At 73.4% G+C, this 15,083-nt stretch carries 17 protein-coding genes and 1 pseudogene; 4 read left to right on the top strand and 14 right to left on the bottom strand.

Going from position 1 to position 15,083, the window contains the following annotated elements; all coding sequences use genetic code 11:
* The first annotated feature begins 112 nt into the window (after window positions 1-112).
* Window positions 113-1,474, top strand: a complete 1,362-nt coding sequence (locus IR158_RS10280) for an MATE family efflux transporter (RefSeq protein WP_291812624.1) — start codon at window positions 113-115, stop codon at window positions 1,472-1,474.
* Between the two features lie 21 nt (window positions 1,475-1,495).
* Here IR158_RS10280 and IR158_RS10275 read toward each other — a convergent pair whose 3' ends face one another.
* From IR158_RS10275 to IR158_RS10240, 8 genes are all read right to left on the bottom strand, one after another.
* On the bottom strand, window positions 1,496-1,783 hold the full coding sequence (locus IR158_RS10275; protein ID WP_291812622.1) for a hypothetical protein: 288 nt from the start codon (window positions 1,781-1,783) through the stop codon (window positions 1,496-1,498).
* An 83-nt stretch (window positions 1,784-1,866) separates the two neighbouring features.
* A complete protein-coding gene (locus tag IR158_RS10270; protein ID WP_291812620.1) occupies window positions 1,867-2,193 on the bottom strand; it encodes a hypothetical protein in 327 nt (108 codons plus the stop codon).
* 78 nt (window positions 2,194-2,271) lie between these two features.
* Window positions 2,272-2,526, bottom strand: coding sequence for a hypothetical protein (locus IR158_RS10265; protein WP_291812618.1), 255 nt, complete (start codon window positions 2,524-2,526; stop codon window positions 2,272-2,274).
* Window positions 2,527-2,723: 197 nt separating this feature from the next.
* Window positions 2,724-3,173, bottom strand: coding sequence for a 50S ribosomal protein L9 (rplI, locus tag IR158_RS10260; protein WP_291812616.1), 450 nt, complete (start codon window positions 3,171-3,173; stop codon window positions 2,724-2,726).
* A 14-nt stretch (window positions 3,174-3,187) separates the two neighbouring features.
* Window positions 3,188-3,424, bottom strand: a complete 237-nt coding sequence (rpsR, locus tag IR158_RS10255; protein WP_227576906.1) for a 30S ribosomal protein S18 — start codon at window positions 3,422-3,424, stop codon at window positions 3,188-3,190.
* Window positions 3,425-3,501: 77 nt separating this feature from the next.
* Window positions 3,502-4,032, bottom strand: coding sequence for a single-stranded DNA-binding protein (locus IR158_RS10250; protein ID WP_291812615.1), 531 nt, complete (start codon window positions 4,030-4,032; stop codon window positions 3,502-3,504).
* A 94-nt stretch (window positions 4,033-4,126) separates the two neighbouring features.
* Window positions 4,127-4,420 (bottom strand): 30S ribosomal protein S6, encoded by a 294-nt coding sequence (gene rpsF / locus IR158_RS10245; protein WP_227576908.1) that lies wholly within the window; start codon window positions 4,418-4,420, stop codon window positions 4,127-4,129.
* A gap of 171 nt (window positions 4,421-4,591) precedes the next feature.
* Window positions 4,592-7,012: a penicillin-binding protein gene (locus IR158_RS10240; RefSeq protein WP_291812612.1), complete on the bottom strand. Its 2,421-nt coding sequence runs from the start codon at window positions 7,010-7,012 to the stop codon at window positions 4,592-4,594.
* 350 nt (window positions 7,013-7,362) lie between these two features.
* Here IR158_RS10240 and IR158_RS10235 point away from each other — a divergent pair, with 350 nt between their 5' ends.
* From IR158_RS10235 to IR158_RS10225, 3 genes are all read left to right on the top strand, one after another.
* Complete coding sequence (locus IR158_RS10235; protein WP_291812611.1) at window positions 7,363-8,001, top strand: PadR family transcriptional regulator; 639 nt, start codon at window positions 7,363-7,365, stop codon at window positions 7,999-8,001.
* On the top strand, window positions 7,998-9,092 hold the full coding sequence (locus IR158_RS10230) for an inositol-3-phosphate synthase (protein WP_291812610.1): 1,095 nt from the start codon (window positions 7,998-8,000) through the stop codon (window positions 9,090-9,092). Before IR158_RS10235 ends, IR158_RS10230 begins: the two co-directional genes overlap by 4 nt.
* Window positions 9,093-9,406: 314 nt before the next feature.
* Window positions 9,407-10,324, top strand: a complete 918-nt coding sequence (locus IR158_RS10225) for a type IV toxin-antitoxin system AbiEi family antitoxin domain-containing protein (RefSeq protein ID WP_291812608.1) — start codon at window positions 9,407-9,409, stop codon at window positions 10,322-10,324.
* Window positions 10,325-10,390: 66 nt separating this feature from the next.
* On the opposite strand, the gene IR158_RS10220 is transcribed toward IR158_RS10225, so the two are convergent.
* The 6 genes and pseudogenes from IR158_RS10220 to IR158_RS10195 form a co-directional block, all read right to left on the bottom strand.
* Complete coding sequence (locus tag IR158_RS10220; protein WP_291812606.1) at window positions 10,391-11,788, bottom strand: hypothetical protein; 1,398 nt, start codon at window positions 11,786-11,788, stop codon at window positions 10,391-10,393.
* The gene (locus IR158_RS10215) at window positions 11,785-12,354 is read right to left on the bottom strand and encodes a sigma-70 family RNA polymerase sigma factor (RefSeq protein ID WP_291812604.1); all 570 of its coding nucleotides are present in this window, start codon (window positions 12,352-12,354) and stop codon (window positions 11,785-11,787) included. The genes IR158_RS10220 and IR158_RS10215 overlap by 4 nt, the downstream gene beginning before the upstream one ends.
* Window positions 12,355-12,429: 75 nt before the next feature.
* Window positions 12,430-13,872 carry a hypothetical protein gene (locus tag IR158_RS10210; RefSeq protein WP_291812603.1) on the bottom strand — a complete coding sequence of 481 codons (1,443 nt, stop codon included), beginning with the start codon at window positions 13,870-13,872 and terminating at the stop codon, window positions 12,430-12,432.
* Window positions 13,862-14,419 (bottom strand): sigma-70 family RNA polymerase sigma factor, encoded by a 558-nt coding sequence (locus tag IR158_RS10205; RefSeq protein ID WP_291812601.1) that lies wholly within the window; start codon window positions 14,417-14,419, stop codon window positions 13,862-13,864. The genes IR158_RS10210 and IR158_RS10205 overlap by 11 nt, the downstream gene beginning before the upstream one ends.
* A 105-nt stretch (window positions 14,420-14,524) precedes the next feature.
* Window positions 14,525-14,716: a hypothetical protein gene (locus tag IR158_RS10200; RefSeq protein ID WP_291813359.1), complete on the bottom strand. Its 192-nt coding sequence runs from the start codon at window positions 14,714-14,716 to the stop codon at window positions 14,525-14,527.
* A gap of 215 nt (window positions 14,717-14,931) precedes the next feature.
* Window positions 14,932-15,021, bottom strand: a pseudogene (locus IR158_RS10195) (RNA polymerase subunit sigma-24); the annotation flags it as partial.
* Between the last annotated feature and the right edge of the window lie 62 nt (window positions 15,022-15,083).

Below are 15,083 nucleotides of genomic sequence, written 5' to 3'. Positions count from 1 at the left end.
CCGGCGCATACGCTGTGCACGTGCTGTGGAGCGAAGAAGATTCGTCCGGCGTTCACCTGGTGGACTTCTGAACCGCCCTTCGGACGCCCGCGAACCGGAGTCGTCCGGCTCTGTGACCCCCGCTGCGCCGCCCGGGGGACGCCGGCGCGACCGCTCCGGCGTGGACCGCCAGATCCTCGCCCTCGCCGTCCCCGCCCTCGGCGCCCTCGTCGCCGAGCCGCTGTTCGTCCTCGTCGACTCCGCCATGGTCGGTCACCTCGGCACCGACTCCCTCGCCGGCCTGGCCCTCGCGTCCACGGTCCTGGTCACCGTCGTCGGCCTGTGCGTCTTCCTCGCGTACGCCACGACCGCCGCCGTCGCACGCCGCGTCGGCGCCGGCGACCTACGCGGCGCGCTGCAGACCGGCGTCGACGGCATGTGGCTCGGGCTGGGACTCGGGATCGTGCTCGCGGCAGGCACGTGGGCGGCCGCCCCCTGGCTCGTCACCCTGCTCGGCGCCGACGGCGCGGTCGCGACGCAGGCCGTCGCGTACCTGCGCTGGTCGGTGCCCGGGCTGCCCGGCATGCTCCTCGTCCTGGCAGCGACCGGTGCGCTGCGCGGCCTGCAGGACACCCGCACACCCCTGGTGGTGGCCGCGTCGGGCGCGGTCGCGAACGCCGCCCTCAACGCCGTCCTCATCTACGGCGCCGGGCTCGGCATCGCCGGCTCCGGGCTCGGGACCGCGCTCGCGCAGCTCGGCATGGCCGCGTGGCTCGTCGTCGTGGTCGTGCGCGGCGCCCGGGCGGCCGGCGCGCGCCTCACCCCGGCCGCCGGTGGGATCTGGGCCAACGCGCGCGCCGGACTCCCGCTGCTGGTCCGCACCGCGACGCTGCGGCTCGCGATCCTCCTGACGGTGTGGACGGCGACCGGGCTCGGTCCCACGGCGCTGGCCGGGCACCAGGTCGTCAACGCGGTCTGGGGCCTGACGGCCTTCGCGCTCGACGCCCTCGCCATCGCCGCCCAGGCGCTCGTCGGTCAGGCGCTCGGCGCCCGCGACCTCGCCCGCACGCGGGCCGTCCTGCGCCGCACGCTGCAGTGGGGCCTCGGGGCGGGCGTCGTGCTGGGCGTTCTCGTCGGGGCGCTCGCCCCCCTGTACGTGCAGGTGTTCTCCCCCGACGCCGACGTGCAGCACGCGGCCGTCCTCGGCCTCGTCGTCGCGGCCGTCGCGCTGCCGATGGCCGGCTGGGTGTTCGTCCTCGACGGCGTGCTCATCGGCGCCGGCGACGGCCCGTTCCTCGCGTGGGCGGGCGTCGCGACGCTCGTCGCCTACGTCCCCGCCGCCCTCGCCGTGCACGCCTGGGCACCGCCCGGCCCGGCCGGGCTGGCCTGGCTGTGGGTCGCGTTCGCCGTGGTGTTCATGGCCGCCCGCGCCCTGACGACGGGGCTCCGTGCCCGCGGTACGGCGTGGATGGTCGTCGGGGACGTCCGCGTGTAACGCGCGGACGTGGGAGTCCACTCAGCCGCGGTCGGTCGGCCCGTCGGTGCCGGCGCCGTCGGACGACGCGTCAGGGCCGGCGGTCCCCCCGGGCCCGGACCTCTTGGCAGATGCCACCCCGGACGCGCCCCCGAGCGCGATGAACGTGAGGCCGACACCCAGGAAGGCCACCCCGCCCCCGTCGTCGTTGGACATCTGCGTGATCCCCAGGATCAGGAACACGAAGCCGATCCCGAGGAACGCACCGTTGAACGCCGGCGACTTGGCGGGCTCCTGCTGCGCGCCGTCGGCGGCCTTGTCGTCGCTCATCTCTCTCTCCTTCTGCTCGCTCCGCCGGAGCCACCTCGTCACTCATGCGGACCTCCGTTCGCCGAGCACGCCCCGGGCGTCGATCAGTCGCCGCCGCCAACGCCTGCGTCACCACGAGCGCCACCGTCCGAGGACCCGCCGTGGGCGTCGTCGCCGTGGGCGGCCGGTCCCCCGTCGGACCCGCTACCGGTCTCGCGGGCCTGGCGGGCCTCCCGGGACCGCGCCACGGACACCGCGAAGAACACGACCCCGACCGGGAGGAAGGCGATCCGCGACGTCTCGCCGCTCGCGATCCCGCTGATGCCGAGGACGAAGAACACCAGGCCCAGGACGACGAACGCGCCGTTCGTCCCGTCCACCGGTGGCTTCCCGTCGGGTCCGGCCTCGGGGTCGGGCTGCCGCCCGGTCATCTCGATGTCCCGTATGTCGTCATACGCGCCAGCCTAGGGACGGGTGCCGGCGCCCGACACCGTCGCGAGGACGATCCGTCACTCCGTCCGCAGACCGACGAGACGCCCGGGCGCCCCGTCGTCCGCGACTCGCTCTGCGCGGCTGCCCGGCTGCGTGAGCGCGTGCGCCAGCAGCGCGACGCCCATGGTCGCGAGCGCGATCGCCATCGGGACGTCGTGCGCGGCCCGCAACGCACCGCTCACCATCAGCACGACGCCCAGCGCGACGCTCGCGGCCACCTGCACGGCCAGGGGCAACGGCTCGCCCCGCGTCCAGCTGCTCGCCCTGCTCACGTCGACCTCCTGGGTAACCGCCGCGGGACCTCCGCGCCATGTCACCGACGCTACGCAGCGGCGGCCCTGCTGCCGACCGTCCCAGGGAGGACCCGCTGTCCACCTTGCGGAGGACGAGCTCACCCCGGACTCCGCCGACGCGACGAGGCCCCGCACCGGATCACCGGTGCGGGGCCTCGTGGCTCACGTGGAGCAGATCAGGCGGCGACGACCTTGACGGTCACCTTGGCCGAGACCTCGGGGTGCAGGCGGACCTGCACCGTGTACTCGCCGGTCGACTTGATCGCCTGGGCGACCTCGATCTTGCGCTTGTCGACGGCCGGGGCGCCGGCGGCCTTGATCGCGGCAGCGATCTCGGCCGTGGTGACGGCACCGAACAGCCGGCCCGACTCGCCGGACTTGGCCGAGACGGTCACCGGGTTGGCCTGCAGGGAGTCCCGCACGGCCTTCGCGTCGTCGAGACCCGCGATCTCGCGCGCCTTGCGGGCACGGCGGATCGCAGAGACGTCCTTCTCGGCACCCTTGGTCCACGGCGTGGCCAGGCTGCGCGGGATGAGGTAGTTACGGGCGTACCCGTCCTTCACCTCGACGATGTCGCCAGGGGCACCGAGACCGGTGACCTCGTGGGTCAGGATGATCTTCGCCATGGGTCAGTCCTTTCTCAGCGAGCCGACGACGAGTACGCCAGGAGGGCCATCTCGCGCGCGTTCTTGACGGCACGGGCGATCTGGCGCTGCTCCTGCACGGAGACACCGGTCACGCGACGCGCACGGATCTTCCCGCGGTCGGAGATGAACTTGCGGAGCAGAGCCGTGTCCTTGTAGTCGACCGTGTCGATCTTGGCGGCCTTGAGGGGGTTCTGCTTCTTCTTGGGCTTGCGGACGACGGGCTTGGCCATCGCGGTGCTCCTTTGTCTGTGGAGCCCCGAGCGTTGCCGTGCTCGGGGATGGAGTGTTCAGGTGTGCGAGGCGCCGATCAGAACGGGGGCTCGTCGGAGTAGCCGCCGCCGGACCCACCACCCGCGGGCGTCGCCCACGGGTCGTCGGTCTGGCCGCCGCCACCGGACGACGAACCGCCGCCACCGAAGCCGCCACCGCCGGAATTGCCACCGCCACCGCCACCGAAGTTGCCACCGCCGGAGCGCTGGGTCCGGGTGACCTTGGCGGTCGCGTACCGCAGCGACGGGCCGACCTCGTCGACCTGCAGCTCGTACACGGTGCGCTTCTCGCCCTCGCGGGTCTCGTACGACCGCTGCGAGAGCCGGCCCTGCACGATGACGCGGGTGCCCTTGGTGAGGGACTCGGCGACGGACTCGGCCGCCTCCCGCCAGATCGAGCAGCGCAGGAACAGGGTCTCCCCGTCCTTCCACTCGTTGGACTGGCGGTCGAACGTGCGGGGCGTGGACGCGACGGTGAAGTTCGCGACCGCGGCGCCCGACGGGGTGAAGCGCAGCTCCGGGTCCCCGGTCAGGTTCCCGATCACCGTGATGGTGGTCTCGCCGGCCATGACGGCCTCCTCGCTCGTTCGTAAGGTTCGGCTGCGGCGTGATGCCGCGGATGCTGGGGCCCGACGCTAGCGGCGGGCACCGACACACAGAAGATCAGGCCTCGCGGCGCATGACCTTCGTGCGCAGGACGACCTCGTTGAGGCCGAGCTGACGGTCCAGCTCCTTGGCCGTGGCGGGCGACGCGGTGAAGTCGACGACGGCGTAGATGCCCTCGCTCTTCTTCTGGATGTCGTACGCGAGGCGACGACGGCCCCACACGTCCACCTTGTCGACAGTGCCACCGTCGGTCTTGACGACCGTCAGGTACTTGTCGAGCGACGGGGCGACGGTGCGCTCCTCGATCTCGGGGTCGAGGATGATCATGATCTCGTACTGACGCAGGCTCATACCCACCTCCTCTGGTCTTCGCGGTCACGGTCGGTCCGTGACAGGAGGGTCTCAAGCGTCTCGACGCGCCCGTTCCCGACGAGTGTCGGGGTGGGCGGGCACGACGAACCGTCCCGTGAGGGACGGCGGTGGCACAGCCTACCGGTTCGCGGCCGGTCGACCGAATCGTTGCTAGTCGCCCTGCCCCTGCTCCGGTGGCGGCGCGGCGTCGCCGCCGCCGGGTGCGGTCGGCGCGGGCGTCGGGGCCGGGGTCGGCTCGACCGTCGGCGGCGGGGGCGGAGGCGTCGGGCTGGGTTGCGGCGCACCGCTGGACACGACGATCGTGACGGTCGCTCCCGTCGCGACGGTCGACCCCTCCCCCGGTTCGACGCGGATCACGCGCCCGACCGGAACCGTCGCGGACCGCTCGGTCACGACCCGCGGGGTCAGACCTGCGGCCTGCAGCGCCCCGACGGCGTCCGCCTCCGTGCGCTCGACCAGCCCGTCCGGGACCTGCACCTCGGCGGGCGCCTGGGTCTCCTGCGGCGTGGGCTCCTCCGAGGGCAGCTCGGTCGGCGTCGGCGGCGCGGTGCGGCCGACGTTCGCGCGCGGCGGGAAGTCCACCACGGGCGCGTACTTCGGCTGCTCGAAGACCTGCTTCATGTAGTGCGCCCACAGCGCCGCCGGGTGCGAACCACCGGTGACCTGCTTCAGGCCACCCCAGGCGGTGATCGAGTTGAGGTCCTTGCCGTTCTCGCCGTTCTCGAAGAGCGCGACCGCCGTCGCCAGCTGTGGCGCGTAGCCGATGAACCACGCCGACTTGTTCTCCTGCGACGTTCCCGTCTTGCCGGCGAGGGGCCGTCCGACGGGCTTGACGTTCGCCCGCGCCGACCCACGCTCGACGACCTGCGTGAGCGCGTACGTCGTGTCGGCCATGACGTCGGGGGCGAAGACCTGCTCGCCGCTCGTGTCGGGGCTCCAGATCACGGCGCCGTCGGCGTCGAGCACCGACTGGACGATGTGCCGGTCTCGCTGCACACCCTGGGCGGCGAACGTCGCGTAGGCGCTCGCCATGTCGGCCGGGTGGACCATGTCGGACCCGAGCACGTTCGAGGGCACCACCGTCGGCTCGGTCGTCGCCCCTGCGGCAGACGCGACCCGCGCGGTCTCCTCCGGGCCGACCTCGAGGTTGAGCTGGGCGTAGACCGTGTTGACCGAGTCGGCCGTCGCCGCGGCGAGGTCGATGGTCCCGTAGCGGCTGGAGTTGGCGAAGTTCTGGACGCGCCACGGCTTCGCCTCGCCGATGTCGAACTCCTGCGGCGACGCCGCGTCGTACGTCGTCCCCAGCCCGATGCCCTGCTCGAGCGCCGCGACGAGCGTGAACGGCTTGTACGTCGAACCGGCCTGGATCTTCTCGTACGTCGCGTTGTTGCGGGTGTCGGCGAGGTAGTCCGGACCCCCGTAGAGGGCGACGATGCCGCCCGTCGCCGGGTCGATCGTGACGATCGACATGCGCAGGAGCGGGGCCGGCGTGGCACCGTCGGTGAGCTCTCCGGCACGCAGTGCGTCGGCGGACTGGATCGCGAGGTCCTGGACGGCCTTGTCGATCGTGGTGACGATCGTCAGCCCCTTGGTGCGCAGCTCGCCCTCGGTCCACAGCTTGGTGGCGAGCATCTCCTTCTCGACCATCTTCAGCAGGTGGCCGTTGGGACCGCGGTACGTCTCGGACTCCTGGTAGACCACCGGGTCCGGGAAGACCTGCGCGGCTCGCTCCTCGCTCGTGAGCCAGCCCATCTCGACCATGTTGTCGAGGATGATCCCCCAGCGCTGCTCCGCCTTGGCGCGGTTGTTCGCCGGGTCCCAGTTGTTGGGGGACGGGATGACGGCCGCGAGCACGGCGGACTGCGCGACGGTCAGGTCCGCGGCGTCCACGCCGTAGTACGACTGCGCGGCAGCCTGGATCCCGTACGAGTCACGACCGAAGTAGATGGTGTTGAGGTAGCGCCCCATGATCATCTCTTTGGACTCGTTCTGAGAGATCTTGATCGCGAGGATCGCTTCCTTCGCCTTCCCCCAGTAGTCCGTCGTCGTGTCCTGGTAGTACCGCTCGACGTACTGCTGGGTCAGCGTCGACGCGCCCTGCGTCGGCTTGCCCTGGACGTTGTTGAGGAACGCGCGCCCGATCGCCCGCAGCGAGACCCCGCGGTTGGTGAAGAAGGTCTTGTCCTCGCCGGCCGCGACCGCGTGGCCGATGTGCGGGGGCAGGGACTCGTAGTCGACGAGGTCCCGCCGCTGGTCCGCGAACCTCCCCATCACCTCACCCGGCGTGCCGGGCTCGGCACCGGCGTAGTACACCGTGGTCGTCTGGTACTCGACCTCGGCCAGCGGGTCGGGCGGCTGGATGAACGCGAACGCGGCCGCGCCGGCGCCCAGCGCGAGGAAGATCCCGCTGATGAACGCGCCGAGGACCACGCGCCACGACGGCAGCCACCGGTGCAGACCGGTGTGCTCGCGGCGGGGGTAGTTCCAGAACCCGCGGCGCTCGGAGGTGGCGGGTCGACGCGTCGCGCGTCGAGCGCGGGAAGGCGCTGCGCGACGGTTGCTGGCTGCCAAGGGGGGACCTCTCGTGCGACGACGTTGCTGCGGCAGCCCCCCGGCGACCCGTCCGGCGAGCACGCCGGGCGGACGCTGCCGGGGCTCAGTATGGAGGAAGTGCCTGGGGCCGACAGCCGGGGTGGGGCTCGACTTGTCCGGATCCGATCGAGCGTTCACACGATCGGCACGGCGCCACGACAGGACGTCGACCGTTGCGGGGCCGGTGTGAGGCGCGCCACAGGCCGTCTCCCACCCGGCGTGTTGTGCACGACCGCCGACCCGACATACTCTCCGGATGTATCGAGTCGATACATCGGAACCGGCAACCGTCGGATCCGAGAGACGGGCGGCGACGACGGGAGGGCCGGATGCGCGGGCGTCACGACGTGCTCGAGCCGGCGATCCTGGGCCTGCTCGCCGAGTCCCCCATGCACGGGTACGAGCTGCGCAAGCGGCTCAACCTCGTGCTCGGCTCGTTCCGCGCACTGTCCTACGGGTCGCTGTACCCCTGCCTCAAGGGGCTCGCCGACCGTGGGTGGATCGTCGGCGTCGAGGCGCCGGACGACCGCACGGTCGCCAGCAAACGAGCCCGCATCGTCTACCAGCTCACCGCCGAGGGCAAGGAGCACCTCCAGCAGGTGCTCTCCTCCTCCGGTCCGGCAGCCTGGGAGGACGAGAACTTCGACGTCCGCTTCGCGTTCTTCGCGCAGACGGACGCCGAGACCCGGATGCGGATCCTCGAGGGGCGCCGCATCAGGCTCACCGAACGGCTGGAGACCTTCCGCCAGTCGGTGGCCCGGACCCGCGAGCGCATGGACGAGTACACGCTCGAGCTGCAGCGTCACGGGCTCGAGCAGGTCGAGCGCGAGGTCCGTTGGCTGGACGACCTCATCGACAACGAGCGGGGCGTGCGTCGTGCCCGTCCCGAGGGCGGTGGCCGACCGGCCATCGCTGCAGACGACGCCGAGGGCAACACCGAGGCGCGAAACGAGAAGGAGCGAGGATGACCTCCATCCGCGTCGCCATCGTCGGCGTCGGCAACTGCGCCGCGTCGCTTGTCCAGGGCGTGCAGTACTACCGGGACGCCGACCCCGCGGGCAAGGTCCCGGGCCTGATGCACGTGCAGTTCGGTGACTACCACGTGCGGGACATCGAGTTCGTGGCCGCGTTCGACGTGGACGCCAAGAAGGTCGGCTTCGACCTCTCCGAGGCGATCTTCAACTCGGAGAACAACACCATCAAGATCGCCGACGTGCCGCCGCTGGGTGTCACGGTGCAGCGCGGTCACACGCTCGACGGCATCGGCAAGTACTACGCCGAGACCATCGAGGAGTCGGACGCCGAGCCCGTCGACGTCGTGCAGACGCTCAAGGACCTGCAGGTCGACGTCCTGATCTGCTACCTGCCCGTCGGCTCCGAGGCCGCCGCCAAGTTCTACGCGCAGTGCGCGATCGACGCGGGCGTCGCGTTCGTCAACGCCCTGCCGGTCTTCATCGCGTCGGACCCGGTGTGGGCCGCGAAGTTCGAGGCCGCCGGTGTGCCGATCGTCGGCGACGACATCAAGTCGCAGGTCGGCGCAACCATCACGCACCGCGTCCTCGCGCGTCTGTTCGAGGACCGCGGCGTCATCCTGGACCGCACGTACCAGCTGAACGTCGGCGGCAACATGGACTTCAAGAACATGCTCGAGCGCGAGCGCCTGGAGTCCAAGAAGGTCTCGAAGACGCAGGCCGTCACCTCGAACCTCACCGACGGCCCGCTGGCCGGCAAGAAGGACGACCGCAACGTCCACATCGGCCCGTCGGACTACGTCGCGTGGCTCGACGACCGCAAGTGGGCGTACGTGCGCCTCGAGGGCCGCGCGTTCGGCGAGGTGCCCCTGAGCCTGGAGTACAAGCTCGAGGTCTGGGACTCCCCGAACTCGGCCGGCATCATCATCGACGCCCTGCGCGCCGCGAAGATCGCCAAGGACCGTGGCATCGGTGGCCCCCTGCTGTCGGCGTCGACGTACTTCATGAAGTCCCCGCCGGTGCAGACCGAGGACACCGAGGGTCGCGCCAAGGTCGAGGCCTTCATCCGCGGCGAGCTGGAGCGCTGAGCCGCAGCTGAGCCAAGAAGTGTGAAGCGTTGTTGCCGGATTCCGGCAACAACGCTTCACGCTTTTCTGGGTCGTCCACAGATCGTCGCCGACGGCGCCCGTCGGTGGGTCCGGTGCGGGAGCGTGCTCTCGTGCGGTGGGACGGCGGTGGTGTGAGGGCGGGCGACGGGTCGAGGCGTGCGCCGGGGGGTGAGGGCGCGTCCCGGCCTGCTGCGGCCGGCGCGCGCAGCTCGAACGGAGCGTCGACGCGTCCCACGTGGACGGCGGGTGCGGGCGTCGGCGCCCTGCCCGGGCTCACGCGCCTGTCCCCCTCCGTGACGGCGCTCGTCGTGCGCCAGGACGGTGTGGCGACGACGGCGCAGCTCGCGCTCGGTGGCGTCGGCCCGTCGGTGGTCGCGCGCCGGGTGCGCGCCGGCCACTGGCAGCGAGTGTTCCGCGGGGTCGTGGTGCTGCAGTCGGGTCCGGTCGCGTGGCGGCAGCTCGCGCGTGCGGCGCTCCTGGCGGCGGGGCCGGGTGCGGCCCTGTCGCACCGGTCGGCCGGCGTCGTCCACGGGTTCGTGGCGACGCCCGGGCCCCGCGTCGTGGTGAGCGTGCCCGCGCACCGGGCGGTGCGTCCGCAGCCAGGGCTCGATGTCCGGCGCCGTCGCGTCATGCCGCGTTCGGGTGGTCGGCTGCGCAGCGTGTGCCGGGAGGCCTCGGTGCTGGACCTGGTGCAGGAGGACGCGGACGAGGACGCGGCGGTGGGCGTGGTGTGCGACGCCGTGCGGACCGGGGTGCTGCCGTCCCGCGTCGTCGCCGAGCTGGACGCCCGGCCGTGGCAGCGGCACCGCGACCTGGTCGTGGCCGTGCTGGGTGACCCGGACGCGCGCGTCGAGTCGCCGCTCGAGCACCGGTACGACCGCGTCGAGCGCACGCACGGGTTGCCGCGCTCGCGCGGGCAGGTCCGGCAGGTCGTCGACGGCCGGTGGGTGCGCGCCGACCGTGTGTTCGAGGGGTGGGGGGTCCGGGTGGAGCTCGACGGGCAGCTGGCACACCCGCACGGGCGGACGGACCGGGACGTCTGGCGGGACAACGCCGTGCTGGTGGAGCGGGCGGAGCTGACGCTGCGCTACCGGTGGCGCCACGTCGTCTCGACGCCGTGCGCGACGGCGCGTCAGGTCGCGACGGCCCTGCGCTCGCGTGGCTGGCGCGGCACCGTCGCGCCGTGCGGCCCCGGCTGCACGGCGACGTGACGCAGGAGTGTGAAGCGTTGCTGCCGGATTCCGGCAACAACGCTTCACACTTCCCGGAGCCCCTCCTCAGCGGGCCGGCGCCGCCACGACCGCCGACGTCGTCGCCCCGAACCACGCGCTGCCGTCGGGCAGGCCGGACCCGTCCGGTGCGGGTGCCAGCGTGACCACCTCACCGGTGGCGAGGTCGATCCGGTGCAGCTCGCCCGGTCCCGGGGTGCCCGAGCAATGGATGACGGAGTGCACGTACGCGGCCGACCCGTCCGTCCCCACGATCCGGCCGACGACCCGGTCCTCGAGGAACGTGCCGCGGGTGAAGGTCCCCGCGTCGACGTCCAGGACGCCCCACGCGGCACCGCACTCCAGGAGGCGCTCGCCCGGGACCACGAGACGGCCGTCGGGCAGCCCGACCCCGGTGGCGGTGGCGGCACCGAGGTCCGTGTCGGTCACCAGCGGGCGCGGAGCGACGTCCGGTGTCGCGGCGTCGTACCGCCACGACCCCGTGGCGACCATCCCCTCGGCCGTGAGGTCCCAGCACGACAGCAGCACCTCGGTGCCGCTCCACCCGAACGGCTCGCACGTCCCGTCGACCGGCGCGGGGACCACGGTGACCGCGCCGCTCGCCACGTCGACGACGACCGGGGAGCCCGGGTCCCCGTCGCCCGCGTCGGCACCGGGCACACCGCCGAGGCCCGCCACGCGGGAGCCCGCCGCGTCGAGCACCGGCAGGGTGAGCGGGGGCAGCTCCCGCACCGCACGCGTCCCGTCGTGGACCAGCAGCGGTGAGCTCGTGGACGACGCCCACAGGTCCTCGTCGGCGGCCGTGCGTCCGACGTGGGTGTCGACACCGGCCAGCCCGGCGACGAGCGTGATCCCGCCGGTCAGCAGGTCGAGCGTCGCCCCGTGCCGGACGCGCTCCTCGTCGGTGGTGACGACCAGGGCCTGCGTGCTGCCCGCCTCCCAGCGCACGACGGACACCGGCCGGTCGGTCGGCAGGTCCAGCACCCGGTACCGCTCCCCCGCGGGCGACACGAGGTCGACGACGTTCGCCGTCGGGCCCGACACGCCGGTGCGGTCGGCCAGCCAGTACGTGGGCGCCTGGGTCGTCAGGACCCACCCGGGCGTAGCCGCCTGAAGCGTCCCGGCCGGCAGGACGAGCGCGGGCAGCAGCCCCGTGGCGGTGGGGGCGGACGCCGCGTCCGGCGTCGCGCCACCGGTCGGCTCGGACGTCGCCGTCGGCGTCGGGTCGGCGGGCTGGACCGTCCGGTCCCGCTGCAGGCCCAGCCAGCCGGTGGCGCCGAGCACCACGACGGCGGCACCGACACCGAGCACCTCGCCGGCGTGACGGCGACGGCGGCGGCGACGGATCCCGGACAGCAGGTCGTCGTGACGCGCAGCGTCCAGTGGGGCCTCGGCCCTCCCCAGGGCGTCGTGGGTCCGCGCGAGCAGGTCGTGGACGTCGGTCATCGCTCCGTCACCTCCGTCGCCGCGCCGGCCCCGCGCAGGGGCTGGACGGTCATGGGCTCGTGGTTGTCGGCCGTGACGCCACCCAGGACGACGTCGAGCCGGGCGACGCCGTCGGACGTGTACCGCTTGACGGCGCCCTCGCTGATGCCCAGGAGGCCCGCGGTCTCACGGACGCTCAGGTCCTCGAGGTGGCGCAGCACGACGCAGGCCCGCTCACGCTGCGTCAGGTCCGCGAGCGCGCGGACCACGTCGGCGGGCAGGTGGTGGCCCTCGACGCCCGGCGTCGGTACGGGCGCGTGCCCCGCGACCGTCCGGATCGCGGTGCGCTCACGGCCGCGACGACGGGCAGCGTCGATGCTGCGCGTCGCGACGGCCCGGCGGACGTACTGCTCGGCCTCCGGCAGGGTCGTGAAGCGCGCGCGGCTGGAGAACGTCGCCACGAGCGCGTCCTGCAGCAGGTCCTGCGCGTCCTCGCGCGACCCGCACACCAGGGTCGCCCACCCGACGAGCGTCCCGTACCTCTCGTGCACGAGCTGCTCGAGCAGCCTCTCCCACGGTCTGACCACGTGTGTGCCTCCTCGTCCGACGTCGGGGATGAGAACGCACGAGGGCCCGGACCGGTTGGGTTCCGGAGCGGGACGTCAGGGGTGCTCGACCAGGGCGAACGCGCCGATGCCCAGCTCCGATTCCACGGCGGGCGCGACGAGCCGCGCGGCACCCGTGGCCTCGTCGACGTGCCACCACTGGTTGCGGCCCGTCTCCTCGTAGCACAGGGACCCCGTGCGCAGCAGCAGGCCGTCGCTTCCGGCACGCACCTCGCAGACGTCGTCACCGAGGTCCACCGCGGTCACGGGACGCACGTCACCACCCGACCACAGGTACGCCCCGCCGTAGCAGAAGTCGTAGCAGTCGTCGGTGGCGCCGGACAGCAGAGGCGCGGCGGTCGCGACGACCACGCCGTCACGGACACGCTCCCCCGCCCAGGGCACGACGCCGTCGGCGCGCAGCGTCGTGAGCACCTGCACCTGCCCGCCCGTGGTGTCCACCCGCACCAGCTGCCCGCCGTGCTCGTCCATGTTCCAGCGCCCCTGGTGGTCGTCCGGGTGCCGGTCCACGCACGACGCCATGACGCCCGTGCTGTCGAGCCAGGCGACGACGGTGCACACCTGCCCCGGCGGCGTCAGCAGCGACGTGAGCCGGCCCGTCGCGAGGTCGACGGCCTCGGCACGCTGACCGGCGCCGTAGCCACCGACGCCCGCGACGGTCCGACCGTCCGGTGAGACGGACGCCGAAAGCAGTGAGGTCGCGAGGTCGCGGGTCGGCCCGTCCGGGGGCACGACGTGCAGGGTCCCGCCCGTCGACCCGTCCCACGCGGCCGCGGACAACCAGATCTCGTCGGTGCCGGCCATGCCCACCCACTCCGTGTTCACCGGCACCCGGTCGTCGATGACGACCTCCCCCGTGAGCAGATCGACCGTCGCCGCGTGCGACCCCGGGCGGCCGTCCTCGGTGGTGACGACGCGCGCGGCACCCGGGGCGGACCACCGGACGAGCGAGGCGAAGGGCGGGGCGAGGTCGACCAGGTGGTACAGCTCACCGGTGGGAGCCGCCAGGACGAACGACTGCCGTTCGCCGTCGCCCGGCACCGGCTCGTACAGGGGCGAGCCGTAGCGCACGAGGTACCACCCCGGGCCCGCCTGCTCCAGGATCCCCTCCGGTGCCCGGTACATCGGCGGCATGCCGGGCAGGGACACCGGCTCGAGCGCGGGGGCGGACGCCTGGGCGTCGGGCGTCGACGTGGGGGTGGGAGTCGGCGACGGCGTCGGCGTGACCGTCGGCGACGGCGTCGGGGTGTGGGCCGGCAGCGGCGCGGTGCGCTCCTGCAGGCCGAACCACCCGGCGACGCCGACGACGGCTGCGACCGCTGCCGCGACGGCCGCGTGCTGCGTGGTGCGGCCACGGCGTCCACGGGCGACGGCCGCCCGGATCCCGGCGAGCGCCGCCGCGTCGGGCTGCAGGTCGCCCTCGTGCTGCTCCTGCGTGCTCAGGGCGCGCTCGAGGCGCACCGTCAGGTCATCGGTCACGGCGGGCCTCCTCACGGTCCACGAGCGTCACGGGCAGCGTCTCGCCTGCCGGTGCGGTGCTGGTGCCGAGCAGCGCGTTCAACGTGGCCACGCCGTCGGAGACGTAGCGCTTGACGGCGCCCTCGCTGATGCCGAGGAGCCGGGCGGTGTCCCGCACGGAGAGGTCGTCGAGGTGGCGCAGCACGACGCACGCGCGCTGCTGGGCGGACAGGCGGCCCAGTGCCTCGGCGACGTCGGTGTCGAGCAGGTCCGAGCGGAGCTCGGTGGCCTCCGGCGTGGCGTGCGCCAACCGCACCACGGCGGTGCGCTCGCGCCCGCCGCGACGTGCGCGGTCGACGAACCGCGAGGCGATCGCGCGCCGCACGTACCCCTCGGCCTGCGGGACGGAGGCGAACGACGCCCGCGCGGTGAACGTGCTGACGAGGGCGTCGTGCACGAGGTCCTGCGCGACCGACCGGTCGCCGGCCAGCACGGTCGCGTACGCGACGAGCCCGCCGTACCGCTCGTGCACGAGCCGGTCGAGCGCGGGCGCCCACCCCCGGCTCACGTCGTCCTCGCCATCGTCATCACCTTCCGCGCCCGACCCTGTCACGCCTACAACGCCGCAGCCCTGCCCGGGGTTGTGGGCGCGCCCGAACGGGGGACGGCCGGGTCAGCGCCCGTGCGTGAGGCGCACCTGCGTCACCAGCCACACGTCCTCGTCGACGACGACGTGGGCGGCGTCGCGGCGGTCGTCGAGCCACGCGAGGGTCGTCGTCTCCCCCGTCGCCAGGTCGACGCGGACGTCGCGCTGCGGGTCGGCGCGCCCGCTGCCGGGGTAGCACCCGTTGACGTGGGTCCACACCGCGCCGCCGGCGAAGCCCAGCGACGTGCCGTGGTCGGAGGGCGACCAGCCGTCCGTGAGCGACCGGACCGTGCCGTCGGCCGGGAGCGCGGGGTCCGACGTGCCGGCGCACGGCGCGGGCAGCGCGACGCGTCCCAGTCCGACACGCCCGCCGCCGCCGTGCGCGCCCGGTCCACCGACCGCGTGGCAATCGCGCGACGCACGTACTGCTCGGCCTCGGCCGCGGTCCTGAACCGGGCGCGGCCGGTGAAGGTCGCCACGAGCGCGTCCTGCACGAGGTCCTCGGCGTCGGACCCCGTCGGCACGAGGAGCGCGGCACGCCCCAGCAGCCGCGCGTACCGCTCCCGCGCGACCTCCTCGAGCAGCC

The organism is Cellulomonas sp., from assembly GCF_015234515.1.
Lineage (GTDB): Bacteria > Actinomycetota > Actinomycetes > Actinomycetales > Cellulomonadaceae > Cellulomonas.
This window is presented reverse-complemented; position numbering and strand designations above follow the sequence as displayed.